Source organism: Brenneria tiliae, from assembly GCF_023347575.1.
GTDB lineage: Bacteria > Pseudomonadota > Gammaproteobacteria > Enterobacterales > Enterobacteriaceae > Brenneria > Brenneria corticis.
This window is the reverse complement of the sequence record NZ_JAKPCB010000101.1, coordinates 206,437-223,744: the sequence shown is the minus strand read 5'-3', so window position 1 is coordinate 223,744 and position 17,308 is coordinate 206,437. Positions and strand designations below refer to the sequence as shown.

The 17,308-nt window shown below is 54.5% G+C and carries 13 protein-coding genes; 4 read left to right on the top strand and 9 right to left on the bottom strand.

Annotation, left to right across the window (positions count from 1 at the left end; genetic code table 11):
• Window positions 1–4: 4 nt before the first annotated feature.
• The 3 genes from dppC to dppA form a co-directional block, all read right to left on the bottom strand.
• Window positions 5–910, bottom strand: coding sequence for a dipeptide ABC transporter permease DppC (gene dppC, locus MFP24_RS17945; protein WP_249231648.1), 906 nt, complete (start codon window positions 908–910; stop codon window positions 5–7).
• 12 nt (window positions 911–922) lie between these two features.
• Window positions 923–1,942, bottom strand: coding sequence for a dipeptide ABC transporter permease DppB (dppB, locus tag MFP24_RS17940; protein WP_249231647.1), 1,020 nt, complete (start codon window positions 1,940–1,942; stop codon window positions 923–925).
• Between the two features lie 159 nt (window positions 1,943–2,101).
• Window positions 2,102–3,709 (bottom strand): dipeptide ABC transporter periplasmic-binding protein DppA, encoded by a 1,608-nt coding sequence (dppA, locus tag MFP24_RS17935; protein WP_249231646.1) that lies wholly within the window; start codon window positions 3,707–3,709, stop codon window positions 2,102–2,104.
• 1,100 nt (window positions 3,710–4,809) lie between these two features.
• Here dppA and MFP24_RS17930 point away from each other — a divergent pair.
• Complete coding sequence (locus MFP24_RS17930) at window positions 4,810–6,159, top strand: 2-hydroxycarboxylate transporter family protein (protein WP_249231645.1); 1,350 nt, start codon at window positions 4,810–4,812, stop codon at window positions 6,157–6,159.
• Window positions 6,160–6,350: 191 nt separating this feature from the next.
• Complete coding sequence (gene glk / locus MFP24_RS17925) at window positions 6,351–7,319, top strand: glucokinase (RefSeq protein WP_249231644.1); 969 nt, start codon at window positions 6,351–6,353, stop codon at window positions 7,317–7,319.
• 40 nt (window positions 7,320–7,359) lie between these two features.
• On the opposite strand, the gene dcuR is transcribed toward glk, so the two are convergent.
• The 6 genes from dcuR to ibpA all read right to left on the bottom strand — a co-directional run bounded on the left by dcuR (window position 7,360) and on the right by ibpA (window position 14,687).
• The gene (gene dcuR, locus MFP24_RS17920; RefSeq protein ID WP_249231643.1) at window positions 7,360–8,082 is read right to left on the bottom strand and encodes a two-component system response regulator DcuR; all 723 of its coding nucleotides are present in this window, start codon (window positions 8,080–8,082) and stop codon (window positions 7,360–7,362) included.
• Window positions 8,075–9,685, bottom strand: a complete 1,611-nt coding sequence (locus tag MFP24_RS17915; RefSeq protein ID WP_249231642.1) for a sensor histidine kinase — start codon at window positions 9,683–9,685, stop codon at window positions 8,075–8,077. The genes dcuR and MFP24_RS17915 overlap by 8 nt, the downstream gene beginning before the upstream one ends.
• Before the next feature lie 154 nt (window positions 9,686–9,839).
• The gene (locus MFP24_RS17910; protein WP_249231641.1) at window positions 9,840–11,252 is read right to left on the bottom strand and encodes an anion permease; all 1,413 of its coding nucleotides are present in this window, start codon (window positions 11,250–11,252) and stop codon (window positions 9,840–9,842) included.
• Between the two features lie 493 nt (window positions 11,253–11,745).
• Window positions 11,746–13,404 (bottom strand): putative transporter, encoded by a 1,659-nt coding sequence (locus MFP24_RS17905; protein WP_249231640.1) that lies wholly within the window; start codon window positions 13,402–13,404, stop codon window positions 11,746–11,748.
• Between the two features lie 248 nt (window positions 13,405–13,652).
• Window positions 13,653–14,126: a small heat shock chaperone IbpB gene (ibpB, locus tag MFP24_RS17900; protein WP_249231639.1), complete on the bottom strand. Its 474-nt coding sequence runs from the start codon at window positions 14,124–14,126 to the stop codon at window positions 13,653–13,655.
• Window positions 14,127–14,273: 147 nt separating this feature from the next.
• Window positions 14,274–14,687: a small heat shock chaperone IbpA gene (ibpA, locus tag MFP24_RS17895; protein WP_249231638.1), complete on the bottom strand. Its 414-nt coding sequence runs from the start codon at window positions 14,685–14,687 to the stop codon at window positions 14,274–14,276.
• Window positions 14,688–15,006: 319 nt separating this feature from the next.
• Here ibpA and MFP24_RS17890 point away from each other — a divergent pair, with 319 nt between their 5' ends.
• Together MFP24_RS17890 and MFP24_RS17885 are read left to right on the top strand one after the other, a co-directional pair.
• A complete protein-coding gene (locus tag MFP24_RS17890; RefSeq protein WP_249231637.1) occupies window positions 15,007–15,363 on the top strand; it encodes a YceK/YidQ family lipoprotein in 357 nt (118 codons plus the stop codon).
• 287 nt (window positions 15,364–15,650) lie between these two features.
• Entirely contained in the window at window positions 15,651–17,264 is a 1,614-nt protein-coding gene (locus tag MFP24_RS17885; protein ID WP_249231636.1) for an ABC transporter substrate-binding protein, read from the top strand.
• The last annotated feature ends 44 nt before the right edge of the window (window positions 17,265–17,308 follow it).

Genomic DNA, 17,308 nt, shown 5'->3' with positions numbered 1-17,308 from the left:
TCTGCTACTGCTTGAGTTTGGGGTCGAGAGCGTCACGCAGGCCGTCCCCCATCAGGTTAAACGCCAGCACCGTCAGCAAAATCGCCAGGCCGGGGAAGGTCACCACCCACCAGGCGCTCTGCGCGAACTGCAACACGTCGGAAAGCATGGTGCCCCACTCGGGCGTCGGCGGCTGCGCGCCCATACCGAGGAAACCCAAAGCAGCCATATCGAGAATGGCGTTGGAAAAGCCAAGCGATGCCTGCACGATCAGCGGCGCCAGGCAGTTTGGCAAAATATTGACGAACATCTGACGCGCCGCGCCGGCGCCCGCCACGCTTGAAGCCGTCACATAATCACGGTTCACCTCGACCAGCACCGCGGCGCGGGTCAGGCGCACATAGTGCGGCAGGGCGACAAAGGTCAGCGCCAGCGAGGCGTTGACGATCGACGGCCCGAAGACCGCCACCAGCACCAGCGCCAACAGCAGGCTGGGCAGCGCCAGCATGATATCGACGACGCGCATGATGATAGCGTCGACCACGCCGCCGAAATACCCCGCCAGCAGGCCGAAAATCACCCCCAGAATCAGCGACAGCAGCACCACCAGACAGCCCACCAGCAGCGACAGGCGGGCGCCGTACATCAGGCGGGACAACACGTCGCGGCCGACGTCGTCGGTGCCCAGAATAAACTTCCAGCTTCCGCCCTCCTGCCACACCGGCGGATTAAGCAATGCATCGCGAAACTGCTCGGACGGCGCATGCGGCGCCAGTACATTCGCGCCAACGGCGATAATCAGCATCAGCACCACATAGGCCATGCCGATCACCGCCCCTTTGTTGCGTTTAAAATAGTGCCAGAACTCCTGGATTGGGGTCATCGGCCTGGGCGCGCCATTGACCACGACCGGTTCAGTAACCTGTGTCATCTCAGCCTCCCCCTATTTCCTATGACGGATGCGCGGATTCACCACGCCGTAAAGTACATCCACCAGCAGGTTGACCAGAATAATCATGGTGGCCACCAGCAGCACGCCCCCCTGCACCACCGGATAATCACGGCGCTGCAAGGCATCGATCAGCCAGCGCCCCAGCCCCGGCCAGGAGAAGATGGTTTCCGTCAGGATGGCGCCGGCCAGCATGGTGCCGACCTGCAGCCCGATAACCGTCACCACCGGCAGCATGGCGTTACGCAACGCGTGCACCACGATCACCCGCAGGCGGCTCAGCCCTTTGGCGCGGGCGGTGCGGATATAATCCTCGCCCAGCACTTCCAGCATGGCGGAACGCGTCATACGCACGATCACCGCCAGCGGAATGGTGCCCAGCACCACGGCGGGCAGGATCATATGCTGCACCGCATCGGCGAAGTCGCCCGGTTCGCCCCAGAAAAGGGTATCGATCAGCATAAACCCGGTAAGGGGCATGCTTTCATCCAGAAAAACCATATCGCCGATACGTCCCGACACCGGAGTGAGATTGAGGTGGACCGACACCAGCATAATCAGCATCATGCCCCACCAGAAAATGGGCATGGAATAACCGGTCAATGCCAGCCCGACGGAGGCGTGATCGAAGATTGAACCGCGTTTTACCGCCGCCAGCACGCCGACGGGGATCCCCACGCTGACGGCAAAAATCATCGCGCAGACGCCCAATTCCAGCGTCGCCTTAAAGCGCGGGACGAACTCCTCCCACACCGGAATGCGGCTCTTGAGGGACATGCCCAGATCGCCGTGCAATACGCCGGTAATATAATTCACGTATTGTTGCCACAGCGGCTTATCCAGCCCCATTTCGGACATTAATTGTGCGTGGCGCTCGGCGGAAATTCCGCGCTCCCCGGCCATAATCATCACCGGGTCGCCCGGGATCATATGCACAAAAGCAAAAGTCAGTAGGGTGATACCGATAAACGTTGGGATAACCAGCCCCAAACGCCGGAGTATGAACTGCAACATATCCCGAACTCTCTATAAGTGCCCGACGGCTCATCGGCTGCCGGGCTTATTTATGCTCACATCTGCAATTTGACGGGCACAAGGCCTTGCCTGCGCACATCGTCGGCGACGCGGCGCAGGCAAGGCCCGGAGATTGCCCATAAAATGACGGGTTGAGAATTAATCCAGCGACACGTTGTTGAAGCTGTGTACGCCGCGCGGCTCGATCACGTAGCCCTTCACATTGTTACGGATCGGCTCATACACGGTGGAGTGCGCCACGATCAGCGCCGGAGCCTGATCGTGCATCACCACCTGCGACTGCTTGTACAGTTCGATGCGTTTTGCATGATCGGATACCGAGCGCGCCGGCTGGATCAGATCTTCAAACGGCTTGTAACACCATTTGGAGTAGTTGGAGCCTCTTTCCGCCGCGTCGCAGCTGAACAAGGTGGCGAAGAAGTTATCCGGATCGCCGTTGTCGCCGGTCCAGCCCATCAGCACCGTCTGGTGCTCGCCGTCTTTGGCGCGCTTCAGGTACTCGCCCCACTCATAGGTGACGATCTTGGCCTGCACGCCGATTTTCGCCCAGTCGGACTGGATCATTTCCGCCATACGACGGGCGTTCGGGTTATACGGCCGCTGTACCGGCATCGCCCACAGATCGACGGTGAAACCGTCCGCCACGCCCGCTTCTTTCAGCAGCGCCTTGGCTTTTTCCGGATCGTAGCTGTAGTCCTGAATATCGTCGTTATAGCCCCACATAGTCGGCGGGATCAGGTTTTTCGCCGCCTGCCCCGCGCCCTGGTAAACCGCTTCGATAATGGCGGACTTGTTTACCGCATAGGTCAGCGCCTGACGGACCTTCACCTCATCCAGCGGTTTTTTCTGCACGTTGAACGCCAGATAGCCGACGTTAAGCCCCGGTTTTTCCAGCAGAGTGATGTTTTTATCCTGCTTCATGCGCGCCAGATCGGCCGGATTTGGGTAGGCCATAATCTGGCATTCATTTTTTTGCAGTTTGGCGTAGCGCACGGAAGCGTCCGGCGTGATGGAGAACACCAGGCGGTCCACGCCCGGTTTTTTACCCCAGAATCCAGGGAAGGCGGTATACAGAATGCGCGAATCTTTCTGGTATTGCTGCAGTTTAAACGGCCCGGTGCCGATGGGATTAAGGTCGATTTTTTCCGGCGTGCCGGCTTTTAACAGCTTATCGCCGTACTCCGCCGACTGAATGGAGGCGAAGTCCATCGCCAGGTCGGCCAGGAAGGGCGCCTCCGGGCGGGTCAGCGTGAAGCGGACGGTGTAATCATCCACTTTTTCAATCTTGCCGATCAGATCCGGCATTCCCATGCCCTGATAGTACTCATAGCCGCCGCCGGACACTTTATGATAAGGGTGGTTCGCATCCTGCTGGCGCAGGAAGGAAAACAGCACGTCGTCGGCATTGAAATCGCGGGACGGTTTAAAGTCTTTATTATCCTGCCACTTCACCCCTTTGCGCAGGTGAAAGGTGTAGGTTTTACCATCTTCGCTGATGTCCCACTTCTCGGCCAGACCCGGTTCAATATCCGTGGTGCCGCTTTTGAATTCGATCAGGCGATTGTAGATAGGAATGGAACTGGCGTCGAACGTGGTGCCAGCGGTAAACAGCTGCGGGTTAAACCCTTCCGGCGAGCCTTCTGAACAATAGACGAGGGTTTTAGCCTGTAATCCGGCGGCGACAGACATGGCCAGCAAGCCAAGTCCAAGCTTCAAAACCCTTGATTTAACCAAGGAATTTCTCATTATTTGTGCTCCATTATGGATGATGATGTTGTGTGTACATGCGGCCGGACCGGTATTTTTAAATGTTATGGCCCATACCCCTTGCCCGAAGGCACCAATTAAAATGACGGAGGAAGACCCCGGAACAGGGTGCAGGAGAACCCACGGCATCCGGTAAAGGCGTGGAATGATTCTGGCATCTGCTGTTTTCTTCCTTTATGGCATCCTAAATCTGTCAACAGATCACAGTGACGTCAATACAAGCTGTAGGGATTTACAAACACAGAGCGAACGATTGGATAAATTAAAATATAGCATTTATGAAAAAACAAAGAATTATGTTTCATACAACATATAAAAATCAGCAATATAAACCACAAAAATACCTTAGAAAAGAAATTATCACCATTAAAAAAACTATAATAAATCTCTATGACCCGGCCAAGATATAAGCACTATTTTTGGCTAAAAACCTTAACAGCAGGTGAAAACTCTGCCAATAAATGGACGGCAGTGTAAAATTCACCCGTTTTCAATAGACTATCTACGCTTCATAAAAAAACTTTATTGCCCGCCAGCGCCACAGGGTTCAACCTATGCCGACCGGCGCATTCCCGCCGTTTCCCGGCGGGCGGGCCAGGCGGAGTCAGATTTGGTTGGTAATATGAATAATTTCAATGATGAAGTGTTCATATTCATTATTTGCGCGCTGATTCGAGAATAATTTAGATTTTTATCGATAAAAATACTTTCATTAATGTCTATATCGCATATTTACTTATTTTTATAATGTGCTATTTTTATTTTACGCTTATCGCCAGACCTGATTTCCTCCCTCGAAACCCTCCTCCAACACCGCTCCTAGCATTATTTAATTACAAAAAAATGATATAAGTTATTTAAAAAGGAGTTGCTGATAAGTTCACAAATCATGAAATAACATATTATTTTTAACATTCCCTCATGCTAGATTACCAACAATAAAAATACGCGTTAAATAACCTCTACCATTTTTAGTTTTTTGTTACGCATTAATAGAAAACAAAAAAATGGATTTTTTTACTTTCTGAAAATAAACACAGGTCTTTCCTGTACCGTACTGTCCTAGCAGGGTGAATACAATGAAAAAAACTGAAGCTGATATTCTAAGCGAGAAAGATCTTGCTATAGAAACATCGACGTCTCTGTCGTTTATAGATGCTATTTTCAAAAAGAAAATCGGATCCGTTCCTATCCCTCTTTTTATTGCCATCGCGGCGATTGTTTTTATTGCCGCCTATGCGGGGTACTTACCGAGAAACATGATCGGCGGTTTCGCCGTCATTATGAGTATGGGGTTCCTGCTGGCGCATATCGGGCATAAAATCCCGGTTTTTAAAGATATCGGCGGTCCGGCCATTCTCTGTCTGATGGTGCCTTCCATTCTGGTGTATTTTCATCTATTCAATGACAACACCATGAAAACCGTTCACCTGCTGATGAAAGAGGCCAATTTCCTCTATTTCGTCATCGCCTGTCTGGTGGTCGGCAGCATTCTGGGCATGAACCGGAAAATCCTGATTCAGGGCATGATCCGGATGTTCGTTCCGCTGGTGGTGGGTACGGCGACGGCCTTGGGAACCGGCCTGCTGGTCGGCAAACTCTGCGGCTACAGCTTCTACCACACCTTCTTTTTCATCATTGTTCCGATTATCGGCGGCGGCATCGGCGAAGGCATCCTGCCGTTATCGCTGGCCTACTCCGCCATTTTAGGGGAAACGCCGGACGTCTACGTCGCGCAGCTGGCGCCGGCCGCCGTCGTCGGCAACATCTTCGCCATTTTCTGCGCCGGCATCCTGTCCCGTCTCGGCCTGCGTCGCAAAGACCTGAACGGCGAAGGCCGTCTGGTGCGCAGCGATGAAGACAATGCGATATTCGCCGTGACCGAAGCGCCTAAACCGGTTGATTTCCACCTGATGGGCGGCGGCTTGCTGATGATCTGCGCATTTTTCATCGTCGGCGGTCTGTTTGAAAAACTGGTGCATATCCCAGGGCCGGTGCTGATGATTCTGATCGCCGTGTTCTGCAAATACAGCCGCGTTATTCCCGCCACGATGGAAACGGGCGCGCACAGCGTTTACAAGTTCGTCTCCAGTTCGCTGGTATGGCCGCTGATGATTGGCCTGGGCATGCTGTATATCCCGCTGGAAAGCGTTGTAGCCGTCTTTTCCGTCGGCTATGTCATCGTCTGTGGTTCCGTGGTGCTTTCCATGGCCCTGGTGAGCTTTTTCATCGCACCTTACCTGAATATGTATCCGATAGAGGCATCCATCGTCACCACTTGCCATAGCGGGCTGGGCGGAACCGGCGACGTCGCCATCCTTTCCGCCTCCAACCGTATGTCGCTGATGCCTTTCGCCCAGATCGCCACCCGTATCGGCGGCGCGTCAACCGTGATCGGCGCTACGCTGCTGCTGAACTGGATCATCTGATTTAACCGCCAATCTCCCGTAGTCAGGCCGGCCAGCTATGCTGACCGGCCCGTTTATTTTCTGCCGAAACCGTGACCATCCCCCCCTGTTTCTGGTTATATATAGCCAAAGCGGCGGAAAAGGTAAGCTGATGAAGACAGCGGGCCTTTTCCCCGGTAAAGCCTATGGCAATCCGATCGGAGATAGACGCTATGTATCAATATGCCCTGGTGGGCGATGTTGGCGGAACAAACGCGCGCCTGGCGCTCTGTGCCCTGGAAAGCGGTGAAATATCGGGCAACAGACATTATGCCGTGGCGGATCACGACAGTCTGGAAGCGGTTATCCGGCTTTTTCTGGCCGAACACCCCGCGCTGAACGTCAAACAAGGCTGTATCGCCATTGCCTGCCCCGTCGCCGGCGACTGGGTGGCGATGACCAACCATCACTGGGCCTTTTCCATCATAGAACAGACCCGCAGCCTGAATTTTGACCGTCTGGACATTATCAATGACTTTACCGCCGTCAGTATGGCCATCCCGACGCTCAAGGCGAACGATGTGATCCAGTTCGGCGGGAAGCTGGCCCTGGCGGATAAACCGATTGCGGTTTACGGCGCGGGCACCGGGCTGGGGGTCGCCCATCTCCTGCCGGTGGACGGACAATGGATTAGCGTGCCCGGCGAAGGCGGACACGTGGACTTTGCCCCCAACAGCGAAGAAGAGTCATTAATTCTGCCGATACTGCGCGCCGAATTCGGTCATGTGTCGGCGGAACGCGTTCTGTCCGGCTCCGGCCTCGTCAATCTGTACCGGGCTATCGTCCTTGCCGACGGCGGAACGCCGCAAGCGCTGACGCCAAAGGACGTGTCTGAAAAAGCGCTGCAAAACCGCTGCGCGGACTGTCGCCGCGCGTTGTCGCTGTTCTGCGCGCTGCTCGGGCGTTTTGGCGGTAATCTGGCGTTAACGCTGGGGACGTTTGGCGGCGTATATATCGCCGGAGGGATTGTTCCGCGCTTCCTGGATTTCTTCCTCGAATCCGGCTTTCGCGCCGCCTTTGAGGATAAAGGCCGCTTTAAAGACTATCTGGCCGATATTCCGGTTTTCCTGATCACCCATCCGCACCCCGGCCTGCTGGGAGCCGGAGCCTGGCTGCGGCAGGCGAGCGGCTACAGGTTGTAAACATGGCGGCAGGGTCGGGAAACGACCCTCACCCGATGCGTTATTCGCAGTACTGCCGCAGCGCATCCTGTTTTTCCGGCAGCAGCCGGTAGAGATATACCGGACGACCGGTAGAACCATAGAGAATATTAGTGGCCAGAATGCCGGTATCCGCGAGGTAGATCAGGTACTTACGGCATGACACCCGGGAGATGCCAATGGCGTTGGCCAGCATTTCCGTGGAGAACTCCGCGCCCTGGTTTCCCTCAATCCATTCGCACACGGTGCGCAGCGTTAAGCTGGTCAACCCCTTGGGCAGTTTTTTGCGCTCGCCGGCGGGGCTGCTGCTGGTGCGGCGGATCAGGTTATCAATATCGGACTGCGCGACAAAATCACGGTGTTTCAGCAAGTTGGCTTCTTCGCGATACGCCGTCAACGCCTGCTCAAAACGCGAGAACTGGAAAGGCTTAATCAGGTAATCCACCACGCCGTAGTGCAGCGCTTTCTTGATGGTATATACGTCGCTGGCGGAGGAGATAATGATCACATCCGTCTTTTCACTAAACTCACGGATGGTGGGCAGCAAATCCAGCCCGTTGTCCTGCTGCATATAGATATCCAGCAACACCAGATCGATTTCCGAATCCGGCTGCATCAGCAGGTTTCTTGCCTGCTGTAAGGTGGGCACCGTTGCATAACATCTGAATCCGGATACCTGACTCAGATAAGATTTGTTTAGTTCTGCAACCATGGCATCGTCATCAACAATCAGTACATTAATCATGGTCCAACAACCTTGCTTGATAAGGAATGTTAACGAAAAACTGGGTATATACCTCAGGTTCCGACTCAAAATCGATGTTTCCGCCGATCTTCTCCAAACTCTGTTTGGTCAGATACAGGCCAATGCCGCGGCCGCTGCCTTTGGTGGAAAAACCCTGCTCATAAATACGTTCCTGGTCCGCCAGCGCGATGCCCGGGCCGTCATCGCCCACCGTACAGTGCAAACGCCCGTCCTGATGGTGAAAGCTCACGCTGATTTCGCAATTTTCCTGCCCGTCTATGGCATCCATCGCATTTTCAATCAGGTTGCCTAACACGGTGATCAATTCATTGGTGGCATCAACGTCGTCCGTGTCCGGCAACAGGCTCTCTTCGCTGATTGACAGCGTAATGCCGAGATCGCGCGCACGGTTGATTTTACCCAACAAAAAACCGGCGATCACCGGCGATTTCACTTTACGGATAATCGAACCGATTTCCGCCTGATAGTTATTGGCGGTTTTTAAAATATAATCTTCCAACTGGGAATAATACTTTAAGTGCAGCATTCCCAGTATTACATGCAGCTTGTTCATAAATTCATGCGACTGCGCCCGCAGGGCGTCCGCATAATATGACATCCCGGTCAAACGCTGCAGTAACTGGCTGATTTCGGTTTTATCGCGAAATGTGGCGATGGCGCCGATCATATCGCCCTTAACAAATACCGGAATGGTGTTGGTCAGCAACAGATGTCCGTTAACGTTGATCTCTTCATCGCGCCAGGGAGCGCCGTTTTTCAGCACCTGTTTCAGGTGCAGATGTTCCAGCCACTGTTCGCTGACGCTTTCGGCCGCTTTACCGCCGCCCGGCAGCCCCTGGCGAAATAGTCGTTTGGCCTCATCATTGATTACCGTGATGCGCGCATGCTGGTCAACGGCGATGACGCCTTCCTTAATCTGTTTCAACATCGCGTTGCGCTGCTCAAACAGATTGGAGATCTCAAACGGCTCGAAACCCAGCATGATTCGTTTGAGTATTTTCACTAAAATCAAGGTGCCCAGCCAGCCAACCAGCGCCCCCGCCAGAATAGCCCAGGGGATCATCCAGCGGTTCTCGTTAATGACGTTTTGCACGCTGGTCAGCGCGATACCCAACGCCACCACGCCGACCTGCCGGTTGCCGTCAAAAACCGGCACAAAAACCCGCAGCGCCGGATCGAGCGTACCGCGGTTAATGGCGGTGTTTTCCATCCCCAGCAAGGCGGGATAAATATCGCGGCCCGAAAAATATTCGCCAATGCGTTCCGGTTCCGGATGAGTATGGCGAATGGTATCCATATCGGTGACGGTCACGAAAAGCAGCTGATTACGCAAACGGATAATTTCCGCCGTCTTCTGCACGACGTCCGGTTTTCCAATCCCTTTCAGCTCGTCGATGACCATGGGCGAGGCGGCGAAAGTACGGGCGATGGCGAATGCCTTTTCCCGCAGGTTATCCTCCGATAACTGATTAATGCGAAAAAACAGTAAGGCGTACACCACCAGCAGTACAGCGCCAATCACCGCCGAAACCATCAGAAACACCGACGTTCCCAACTTCAACGGTGTTTTTTTCTTACTCATGTCGCTCTCCGGAATAACCATCATGACACCGTTATCTTATACTGTTTCATCGCTTTTCGCGTGCCGGGCGAACACAAAGCGCTCTCCGCCACGGGGTGACGGAGAGCGCCATCAAGAAGACGTCGACGATGTTAAAGATAAGGGCGTTCCGGCCTTACCAGAAACCGAGCAATTTCCACCACATGCCGCCTACGCCCAGCCAGATCGGTATTACCACCAGACCGACCAGGAAACCGATCTTCCACCAGGTGCTCAACGGCATATAACCGCAGCCGAAAAGAATCGGCGCCGGGCCGCTGGAGTAATGGGTGGTGGACATAAACAGGTTACTGAAGAAACCGAACACCAGCACCGTCAGCATCGGAGGCGCGCCCGCCGCCAGGGCAATCGACACGAAAATCGCATACATCGCGCTGATATGAGCAATCGCGCTCGCCATCAGATAGTGGCTATAGTAGTAAACCAGCAGCAGCAGACCGAGCATCGGCAACCAGTGCATACCGCTCACGGCGTCGCCCGCCAGGCCGCCAAGCCAGGCGATCAGGCCCATCTTGTTCAACTGACCCGCCAGCGTCATCAGCACGGCGAACCAGACCACGGTATGCCAGGCTTCTTTTTCACTGACCACGTCGTCCCAGGTCAGCGCCCGGCTCAGCAGCAGCACGCTCAGACCGGCCAGCGCCGTCAGCGTCGCGTCGATATTCAGCGTCGACCCCAGCACCCAGAACGTCACCAGCCCCAGGAATACCCCCAGGACGATCCATTCATTGCGGCTCATCGCCCCCATTTCACGCAGACGCTCCACCGCAATGGCGCGCATTTCCGACGTTTTCTTCAGTTCCGGCGGATAGAAGCGGTAAATCAGATAGGGGATCAAAGCCAGAGATAGGAAACCGGGCAGCAGCGTCGCCAGCGCCCAGTCGGTCCAACTGATATGAATACCGAACTGGGAAGCCAGTTTAGCCACCATCGGGTTACCGGCCATGGAGGTCATAAACATGGCGGAAGTCACGGCGTTGCACTGGAAAATGGACTGTACCAGAAAAGCGCCGATGCGCCGCTGCGTGCCTTTTTCCGGCGTAGAGTCATAGGCTTCGGAAATAGAGCGGAACAGCGGAGTAATAATCCCGCCGCAGCGCGCCGACGTTGAAGGCATGGCCGGAGCGAACAGCAGGTCGGTGAACACCAGCCCGTAAGCCAGCCCCAGCGAGCTGTTGCCCAGCTTGCTGATAAACAGCAAACCGATACGCCGGCCAAAACCGGTTTTAATAAAGCCGCGGGAAATAAAGAAGGCGCAGGCGATCATCCAGATAGTGGGATCGCTGAAACCGGTAAGTACTTCTTTAATCGATAACAACCCCAGAATGGCGACCGACGTCAGGCTGAACATCGCCATCGCGCCCAAGGGGTAAGGGGAAAGGATCAGGCCGACCACCGTGGCAATAAAAATCGCCATCAGGTGCCAGGCATCAGGTTTAACGCCGGAAGGAACCGGGAGCATCCACAACCCGCCGGCAATACAAATTATAATCAGAAGCTTTAACAACCTGCTATTATTCGCAGACATAACTACACCACTCTTTATTAAAACGGAATTCGTTAAGTTACAACGGATGTCCCGAGCGGAGGAGTTGGCGTTTCGTTATTCTTCCTTCATCACCCTGCAGGTTAATACGGCATTAACTAGCGCAACAGGAAACATCAGCAGAAAAAAAGGCGAGAAAAAGGGGTCAGGGAGCTTTCTCGCCCTATAAAATCAAGTAACTAATGGAAATATAGTATTATAACGCACTGTGAAATCAGGATTACTTTAGTTACCAAAGTGGTTTATTAAGTTAATTATCAAGCTATTAATTTCATTAAGAAATTATTCAATATTAAAACCAATATCACACAACAATTAAAGAACATAAAATTAACCTGGCCAATTTTCGGTAAACAAAATATAAAACCTTAGTATTTACAGGGATAAAAAAATTACCCAAGCCGACAATAATGAATATATTTTTATGTCGATTTCCCTTGCTATTCATCGCCATAAAAATAATCAGGAAAAGGTTTCACATCGTCCAAAACAGCACCGCCAGCAGCTGCGGCGATATAATGCGCAGAAACATCGCCAACGGATACACCGTGGCATAAGACAGCGCCGCCGCGCCGCTGGTGGGATGCAGCCCATTGGCGAACGCCAGCGCTGGAGGATCGGTCATTGACCCGGACAGCATGCCGCACAGCGTCAGATAATTCATTTTACCGAGGATTCGCGCCAGCACCCCGACAATCAACAGCGGAACAATGGTGATTAATGCGCCGTAACCAATCCACCATATGCCGTCGCCATGCAACAGCGTGGCGATAAAATCGCCGCCCGACTTCAGCCCGACAACCGACAGAAACAGCACGATACCCAGCTCTCGCAAGGCGAGGTTGGCGCTGGGGGGCATAAACCAATAGAGTTTACCGATACCGCCGATACGTCCCAGAATCAGGGCGATCACCAGCGGTCCGCCGGCCAGCCCCAGCCGCAGGGCCACCGGGAAACCGGGGATAAACAACGGGATGGATCCCAGCACTACCCCAAGGCCGATGCCGATAAACACCGGCAGCATTTGTACCTGCTGGAGCTTCTGTTGCGCATTCCCCACAATATCGGCGACCGCGTCAATCGCCGTTTTCCGCCCGACCAGATTGAGAATATCGCCGAATTGCAGGCTGGCATTGTTGCCGGCGATCAGTTCGACGCCGGCGCGGTTAAGGCGGGAAATCACCACATCGTAATTTTGCTTCAGATTCAATTCGCGGATCTTGCGCCCCAGTACCTTCTCATTGGTCACCACCACCCGCTCTACGTGTAACTCGGTGCCACGGGTCGACAGCGAGGTATCCACTTCATTACCGATCACCAGCCGCGCCTGTTGCAGATCGCTTTTCGTGCCGACCAGATGCAAATAGTCTCCCAGTTGAATAATGGTCGCCGGGGAAGGCACCATCAGTTCATCGCCGCGCTTCAGGCGGGAACATACCACGGTATCGCGGTTCAGAATCGGCACATCCTGAATCGCCAGCCCTTGCAGGTTGGCGTTGGCGACCGACACATTCATGGTATGCAGCTGTTCATGATGCGTGCCGTTGCTGCTCTCAAACTGTTTCGCCTCCGCGTCGATCGCCACGCGGAACAACACGCGCATCAGCCACATCACCAGCAAAATGCCGCAGATGCCCAGCGGATACGCCATGGCGTAGCCCATTCCCATCTGATTGACCAGCGTGGCGCCGGAACCGAGATCGGTCAGGATTTGCTGGGCGGCGCCCAGCGAGGGCGTGTTGGTGACGGCGCCGGAAAAAATCCCCAGAATAATCGGCAAAGGAACGTCGAAAGCCTTATGGATGATAACGGTCACCACGCAGCCGAGGAGTACCGTCAGGATCGCGAAGCCGTTGAGGCGCAGACCGGAAACCCGCAGCGAAGAGAAAAAACCCGGCCCGACCTGAATGCCGATGGTATAGACAAACAGAATTAACCCAAATTCCTGAATAAAATGCAGCATGTCGCTATTCAGTTCGAACTGATAGCGCTGGGCGAAATGCCCGACGATGATCCCGCCAAACAAGACCCCGCCAATCCCTAACCCTACGCCGTAAATCCGCCAGTTGCCGATCCATAATCCCAGAACCGCCACCAGCGCCAGCATACTAACGGTTAGCGCGATATCACTCATACCCGGTATCCTTGTGCGGACCTATCTTTTTGAGAAAAAAGTAAAAACAGGCAATTCGATTGCGCATAAGCGCTTACTGTTATTGATTCTGGCAGAACGGCAAGGCAGGAAACGTGGCGGGCAGCACAAAAAAACTTCCGGGAGTGTTTGAGGTTGCGGGCAAACCTTTGTGGTCTCCCCCAAGGGGTGGGTGTTTAACTCCTCCCCCTACGAAGGGGGAGGCCGGGAGGGGGTCGACCGAACGGAAATTACGACTTATCGTCAGCGGACGGCTGGGTTTCAGCGGATGGCTGGTCCAACGCCGGGCGGCTACTATTGCCAATGGCAATCCGCTGCGGCTGCAGCGCTTCCGGCACTTCGCGCACCAGATCGATATGCAGCAACCCGTGTTCAAACTGCGCCGCAGAGACGTGCAGATGTTCCGCCAGCGTGAAGCTCAGGGAAAACGGCTTGAACACCAGCCCCTGATGCAGATATTCCACTTTTCTGTCCGACAGCGTCGGGGCGCCTTTCACCGTCAGGCGCGGGCCCTCCACTTCAATATCCAGTTCGCTTTGCTGGAAACCCGCCAGCGCCAGCGTGATGCGATAGTGGTTATCGTCTTTTTTCTCGATGTTATAGGGAGGAAACTCGATAGACTCCTGGCTCCCCTGCATCGAACTGGCTAATTTGTCGAAACCGATCCACTGACGCAATAGTGGTGATAAATCATAGTTACGCATACTGTTTACTCCTTCTGTGAAGCGAGACAATCTCTCCCGGCGGCGGCGACGCCTCCGGGTTCGTCCCCATGCGGCGGACGAGGTGTAATAGGTTAATCCTGCTCTTGCACTACTCGGGTAATGAGTCGCCGCGGACGCTGATAGCGGTTATTTAATTTCGATGCGGCGCGGCTTCATGGTTTCCGGCACGATGCGCTGCAGATCGATATACAACAAACCGTTTTCCAGATGGGCGCCTTTAATCTGAATATGTTCGGCCAACTGGAACTTGCGCTCAAAATTACGCTCGGCGATACCCTGATATAAATAGTTGCGGGCGGCCGGCTCGCCGACATGCGCCCCTTTTACGATCAACAGGTTGTCGTGGGCGGTAATATCCAGTTCCTGTTCGGAGAAACCGGCGACGGCGATGGCGATACGGTATTGGTTCTCGTCCACCAGCTCGACGTTATACGGGGGGTAGCCGCCGTTGCTTTGGCTCTGGCCGGTTTCCAGCAGATTGAACAGGCGATCAAAACCGATAGCGGAGCGATAAAGGGGTGAAAAGTCAGGGTTACGCATAAAACAGCCTCCTAAGGATTCAGCGAGGTATTCACATCAACCTTCCCGCAGGACAGGTCCACGGCCCGGATCGATACCCTTACGGCATATCTTTTTCCCCAGGCTTATCATCAATATGGTAGCGCCGCGCAGACTTTCAATAGGCCGGAAAGAAAAATTAGCGCTTTTCATGCAAAATTCACCGATGAAACGCGTGTTATCACATACACTTAAATTGTGCGATATAAAGCATACCGCAGCGTAAACAACGGAATTGCGCTTATCCGGCGCCATGAGATATAAAATGGGTCAAGGTGCGCTCTCCCTAATGGACGGAAATATGACCATACTGAAAAGTGCTTTATTTTCTTTCATCATCACCGGCATCGGGGTGATGGCCATCAGTGGTTGTTCCAGCGTGATGACGCACACCGGAGCCGATCAGGGCTACTATCCCGGCACGCGCGCCAGTATGGATATGTTGCGTGACGACGACACCAGTTGGGCGATGATGCCGCTGGTGGTCATCGATCTGCCCTTTTCCGCCGTGGCGGATACCTTGTTATTGCCCTATGACTACTACCGGGCCGGCCGGGATAAAAACGCCGTCTCAACGCACGATCGCATATTACACAGCGAACAGCAGAACCAAACCGCCACTTCGCAGAGCGCCACCGCGCCCCACAATCAGCTTTAAGCCTCTTCTCCTCCCCCTTAGGTGGACTTGATCCTCCGCCAGAATAGTCGCCCCAACGGCGGCTGGCAGCCTCTTGCCGGCCGTCGGCGCGAGGCCGCCATCCATTTGCGGTTTATGAGAATCGTTATCCCATTAAGTTTATACAATATAAAATATATATTTGTTAGGTTGAATCCTGCTCGTAAACACACCAACTACAACGATACCCAACGCAACCGGCATTGCCCGCCTGTCAGGCTGCAACGCCATGATGCCAAGGGACGGAACGGTATTTATCAGGGGGTTTTATGTCATGGTTCAATCGTATGTCTCTCTGGGGACGATACACGTTGCTGGCTTTAAGCCTGGCGACGGCGCAGGTTCAGGCGGCAGCGGCAACAACGCCGCAACGGGGCGGCACGCTTACGCTGATACTATCCAGCGAGCCGTCCACGCTGGTGTCGTTGGCCACGGTGGCGCAGCCGGCGATCGCCGTCAGCGGCAAAGTCAGCGAAGGGTTGCTGACCTATGACTACGATCTCAACCCGCTGCCGCAGCTGGCCACCTCCTGGGAGATCAGTCCCGACGGGAAAAAGTACACCTTTCATTTGCGCGAAGGGGTGAAGTGGCATGACGGCCGGGATTTCACCTCGGCGGACGTCGCTTACTCCATCCAGCTACTGAAAAAAGTGCATCCGCGCGCCAGCAGCACCTTCGCCAACGTCGCGGACATCAAAACCCCCGATCCGCTAACCGCGGTATTCGAACTTTCCCATCCGGCGCCCTATTTGCTCAGGGCGTTTGCCGCCGGGGAAACCCCCATCATTCCCAAACACCTTTACGACCAGGCGGGCGCCGATCCGCTGAAAAGCGCCAATAACAACGCCCCCGTCGGCACCGGTCCGTATGTGTTCAGCGAATGGGTGCGCGGCAGCCATATCGTCTACAAACGGAATCCAAACTACTGGGATAACCCGAAACCCTATATCGACCAGCTGATTGTGAAATTCTCGCCGGATGCGGTGGTGCGTTCGGTGGCGCTGGAAACGGGCGAGGCCGATATCGCCTACCGTACTCCGGTGGCGCTGAGCGATATCAAACGGCTGAAAGAAGCGGGCAAGCTGGGCTTTGAAACCAAAGGGAACAATTACTCTTACAGCGTGGCGGCGCTGCAATTCAACCTGGACGACCCACACTTTAAGGAGCTCAAGGTACGGCAGGCGTTTTCACACGCGATAGATCGCGACGCCCTGCTGCGGGTGGCCTATTTCGGCCATGGCGTGGTCACCGCGTCCCCTATCGCGCCGGGGCTGAAAACCTTCCACGATCCGGCGCCGTCGCCTTATCCGTTCGATATCGACGCGGCCAATCGCCTGCTGGATGAAGCGGGCTACCCGCGCGGGGCGGACGGCGTGCGTTTTCGCATTACCCTCGACTACAACACCTATGACGATGCCTTTCGCCGCATCGCCGACTTTACCCGCTCGTCATTGGCGAAAATCGGCGTGAGGGTAACATTGCGCTCGGCGGATATTTCAACCCATACCAAACGGGTATATACCGATCGTGATTTCTCGTTGTCGATCAACATGTTCGCCAACCTGTACGACCCGACGGTAGGCGTGCAGCGGCTTTACTGGTCGAAAAACTTCCGCATCGGGCTGCCTTTCTCCAATGCCTCTCACTACCATAACCCGGAGGTGGACAGACTGCTGGAAGCGGCGCAGACCGAAAACGACCCGGCGACGCGCATCGCCCAATTTAAGCAATTTCAGCAGATCGTCATGCGCGACGCGCCGGATATCAACCTGCTGTCGCCGCTGTTTATCACCATTTACAACCCGCGCGTGCACGATCACTCGCCGACGGCCGACGGTATCGAAGGGAATCTGTCCGGCGTGTGGGTGGAGCCGAAACGCTGAGAAACGCCGCCCGGTTCGGCTTAGGGAACAAGGCCGATCCGGAC

Excerpts from the sequence above, each read along its gene's own strand:
- dppC (WP_249231648.1), bottom strand. The coding sequence starts at position 910 with ATGACACAGGTTACTGAACCGGTCGTGGTCAATGGCGCGCCCAGGCCG.
- dppB (WP_249231647.1), bottom strand. The coding sequence starts at position 1,942 with ATGTTGCAGTTCATACTCCGGCGTTTGGGGCTGGTTATCCCAACGTTT.
- dppA (WP_249231646.1), bottom strand. The coding sequence starts at position 3,709 with ATGAGAAATTCCTTGGTTAAATCAAGGGTTTTGAAGCTTGGACTTGGC.
- MFP24_RS17930 (WP_249231645.1), top strand. The coding sequence starts at position 4,810 with ATGAAAAAAACTGAAGCTGATATTCTAAGCGAGAAAGATCTTGCTATA.
- glk (WP_249231644.1), top strand. The coding sequence starts at position 6,351 with ATGTATCAATATGCCCTGGTGGGCGATGTTGGCGGAACAAACGCGCGC.
- dcuR (WP_249231643.1), bottom strand. The coding sequence starts at position 8,082 with ATGATTAATGTACTGATTGTTGATGACGATGCCATGGTTGCAGAACTA.
- MFP24_RS17915 (WP_249231642.1), bottom strand. The coding sequence starts at position 9,685 with ATGAGTAAGAAAAAAACACCGTTGAAGTTGGGAACGTCGGTGTTTCTG.
- MFP24_RS17910 (WP_249231641.1), bottom strand. The coding sequence starts at position 11,252 with ATGTCTGCGAATAATAGCAGGTTGTTAAAGCTTCTGATTATAATTTGT.
- MFP24_RS17905 (WP_249231640.1), bottom strand. The coding sequence starts at position 13,404 with ATGAGTGATATCGCGCTAACCGTTAGTATGCTGGCGCTGGTGGCGGTT.
- ibpB (WP_249231639.1), bottom strand. The coding sequence starts at position 14,126 with ATGCGTAACTATGATTTATCACCACTATTGCGTCAGTGGATCGGTTTC.
- ibpA (WP_249231638.1), bottom strand. The coding sequence starts at position 14,687 with ATGCGTAACCCTGACTTTTCACCCCTTTATCGCTCCGCTATCGGTTTT.
- MFP24_RS17890 (WP_249231637.1), top strand. The coding sequence starts at position 15,007 with ATGACCATACTGAAAAGTGCTTTATTTTCTTTCATCATCACCGGCATC.
- MFP24_RS17885 (WP_249231636.1), top strand. The coding sequence starts at position 15,651 with ATGTCATGGTTCAATCGTATGTCTCTCTGGGGACGATACACGTTGCTG.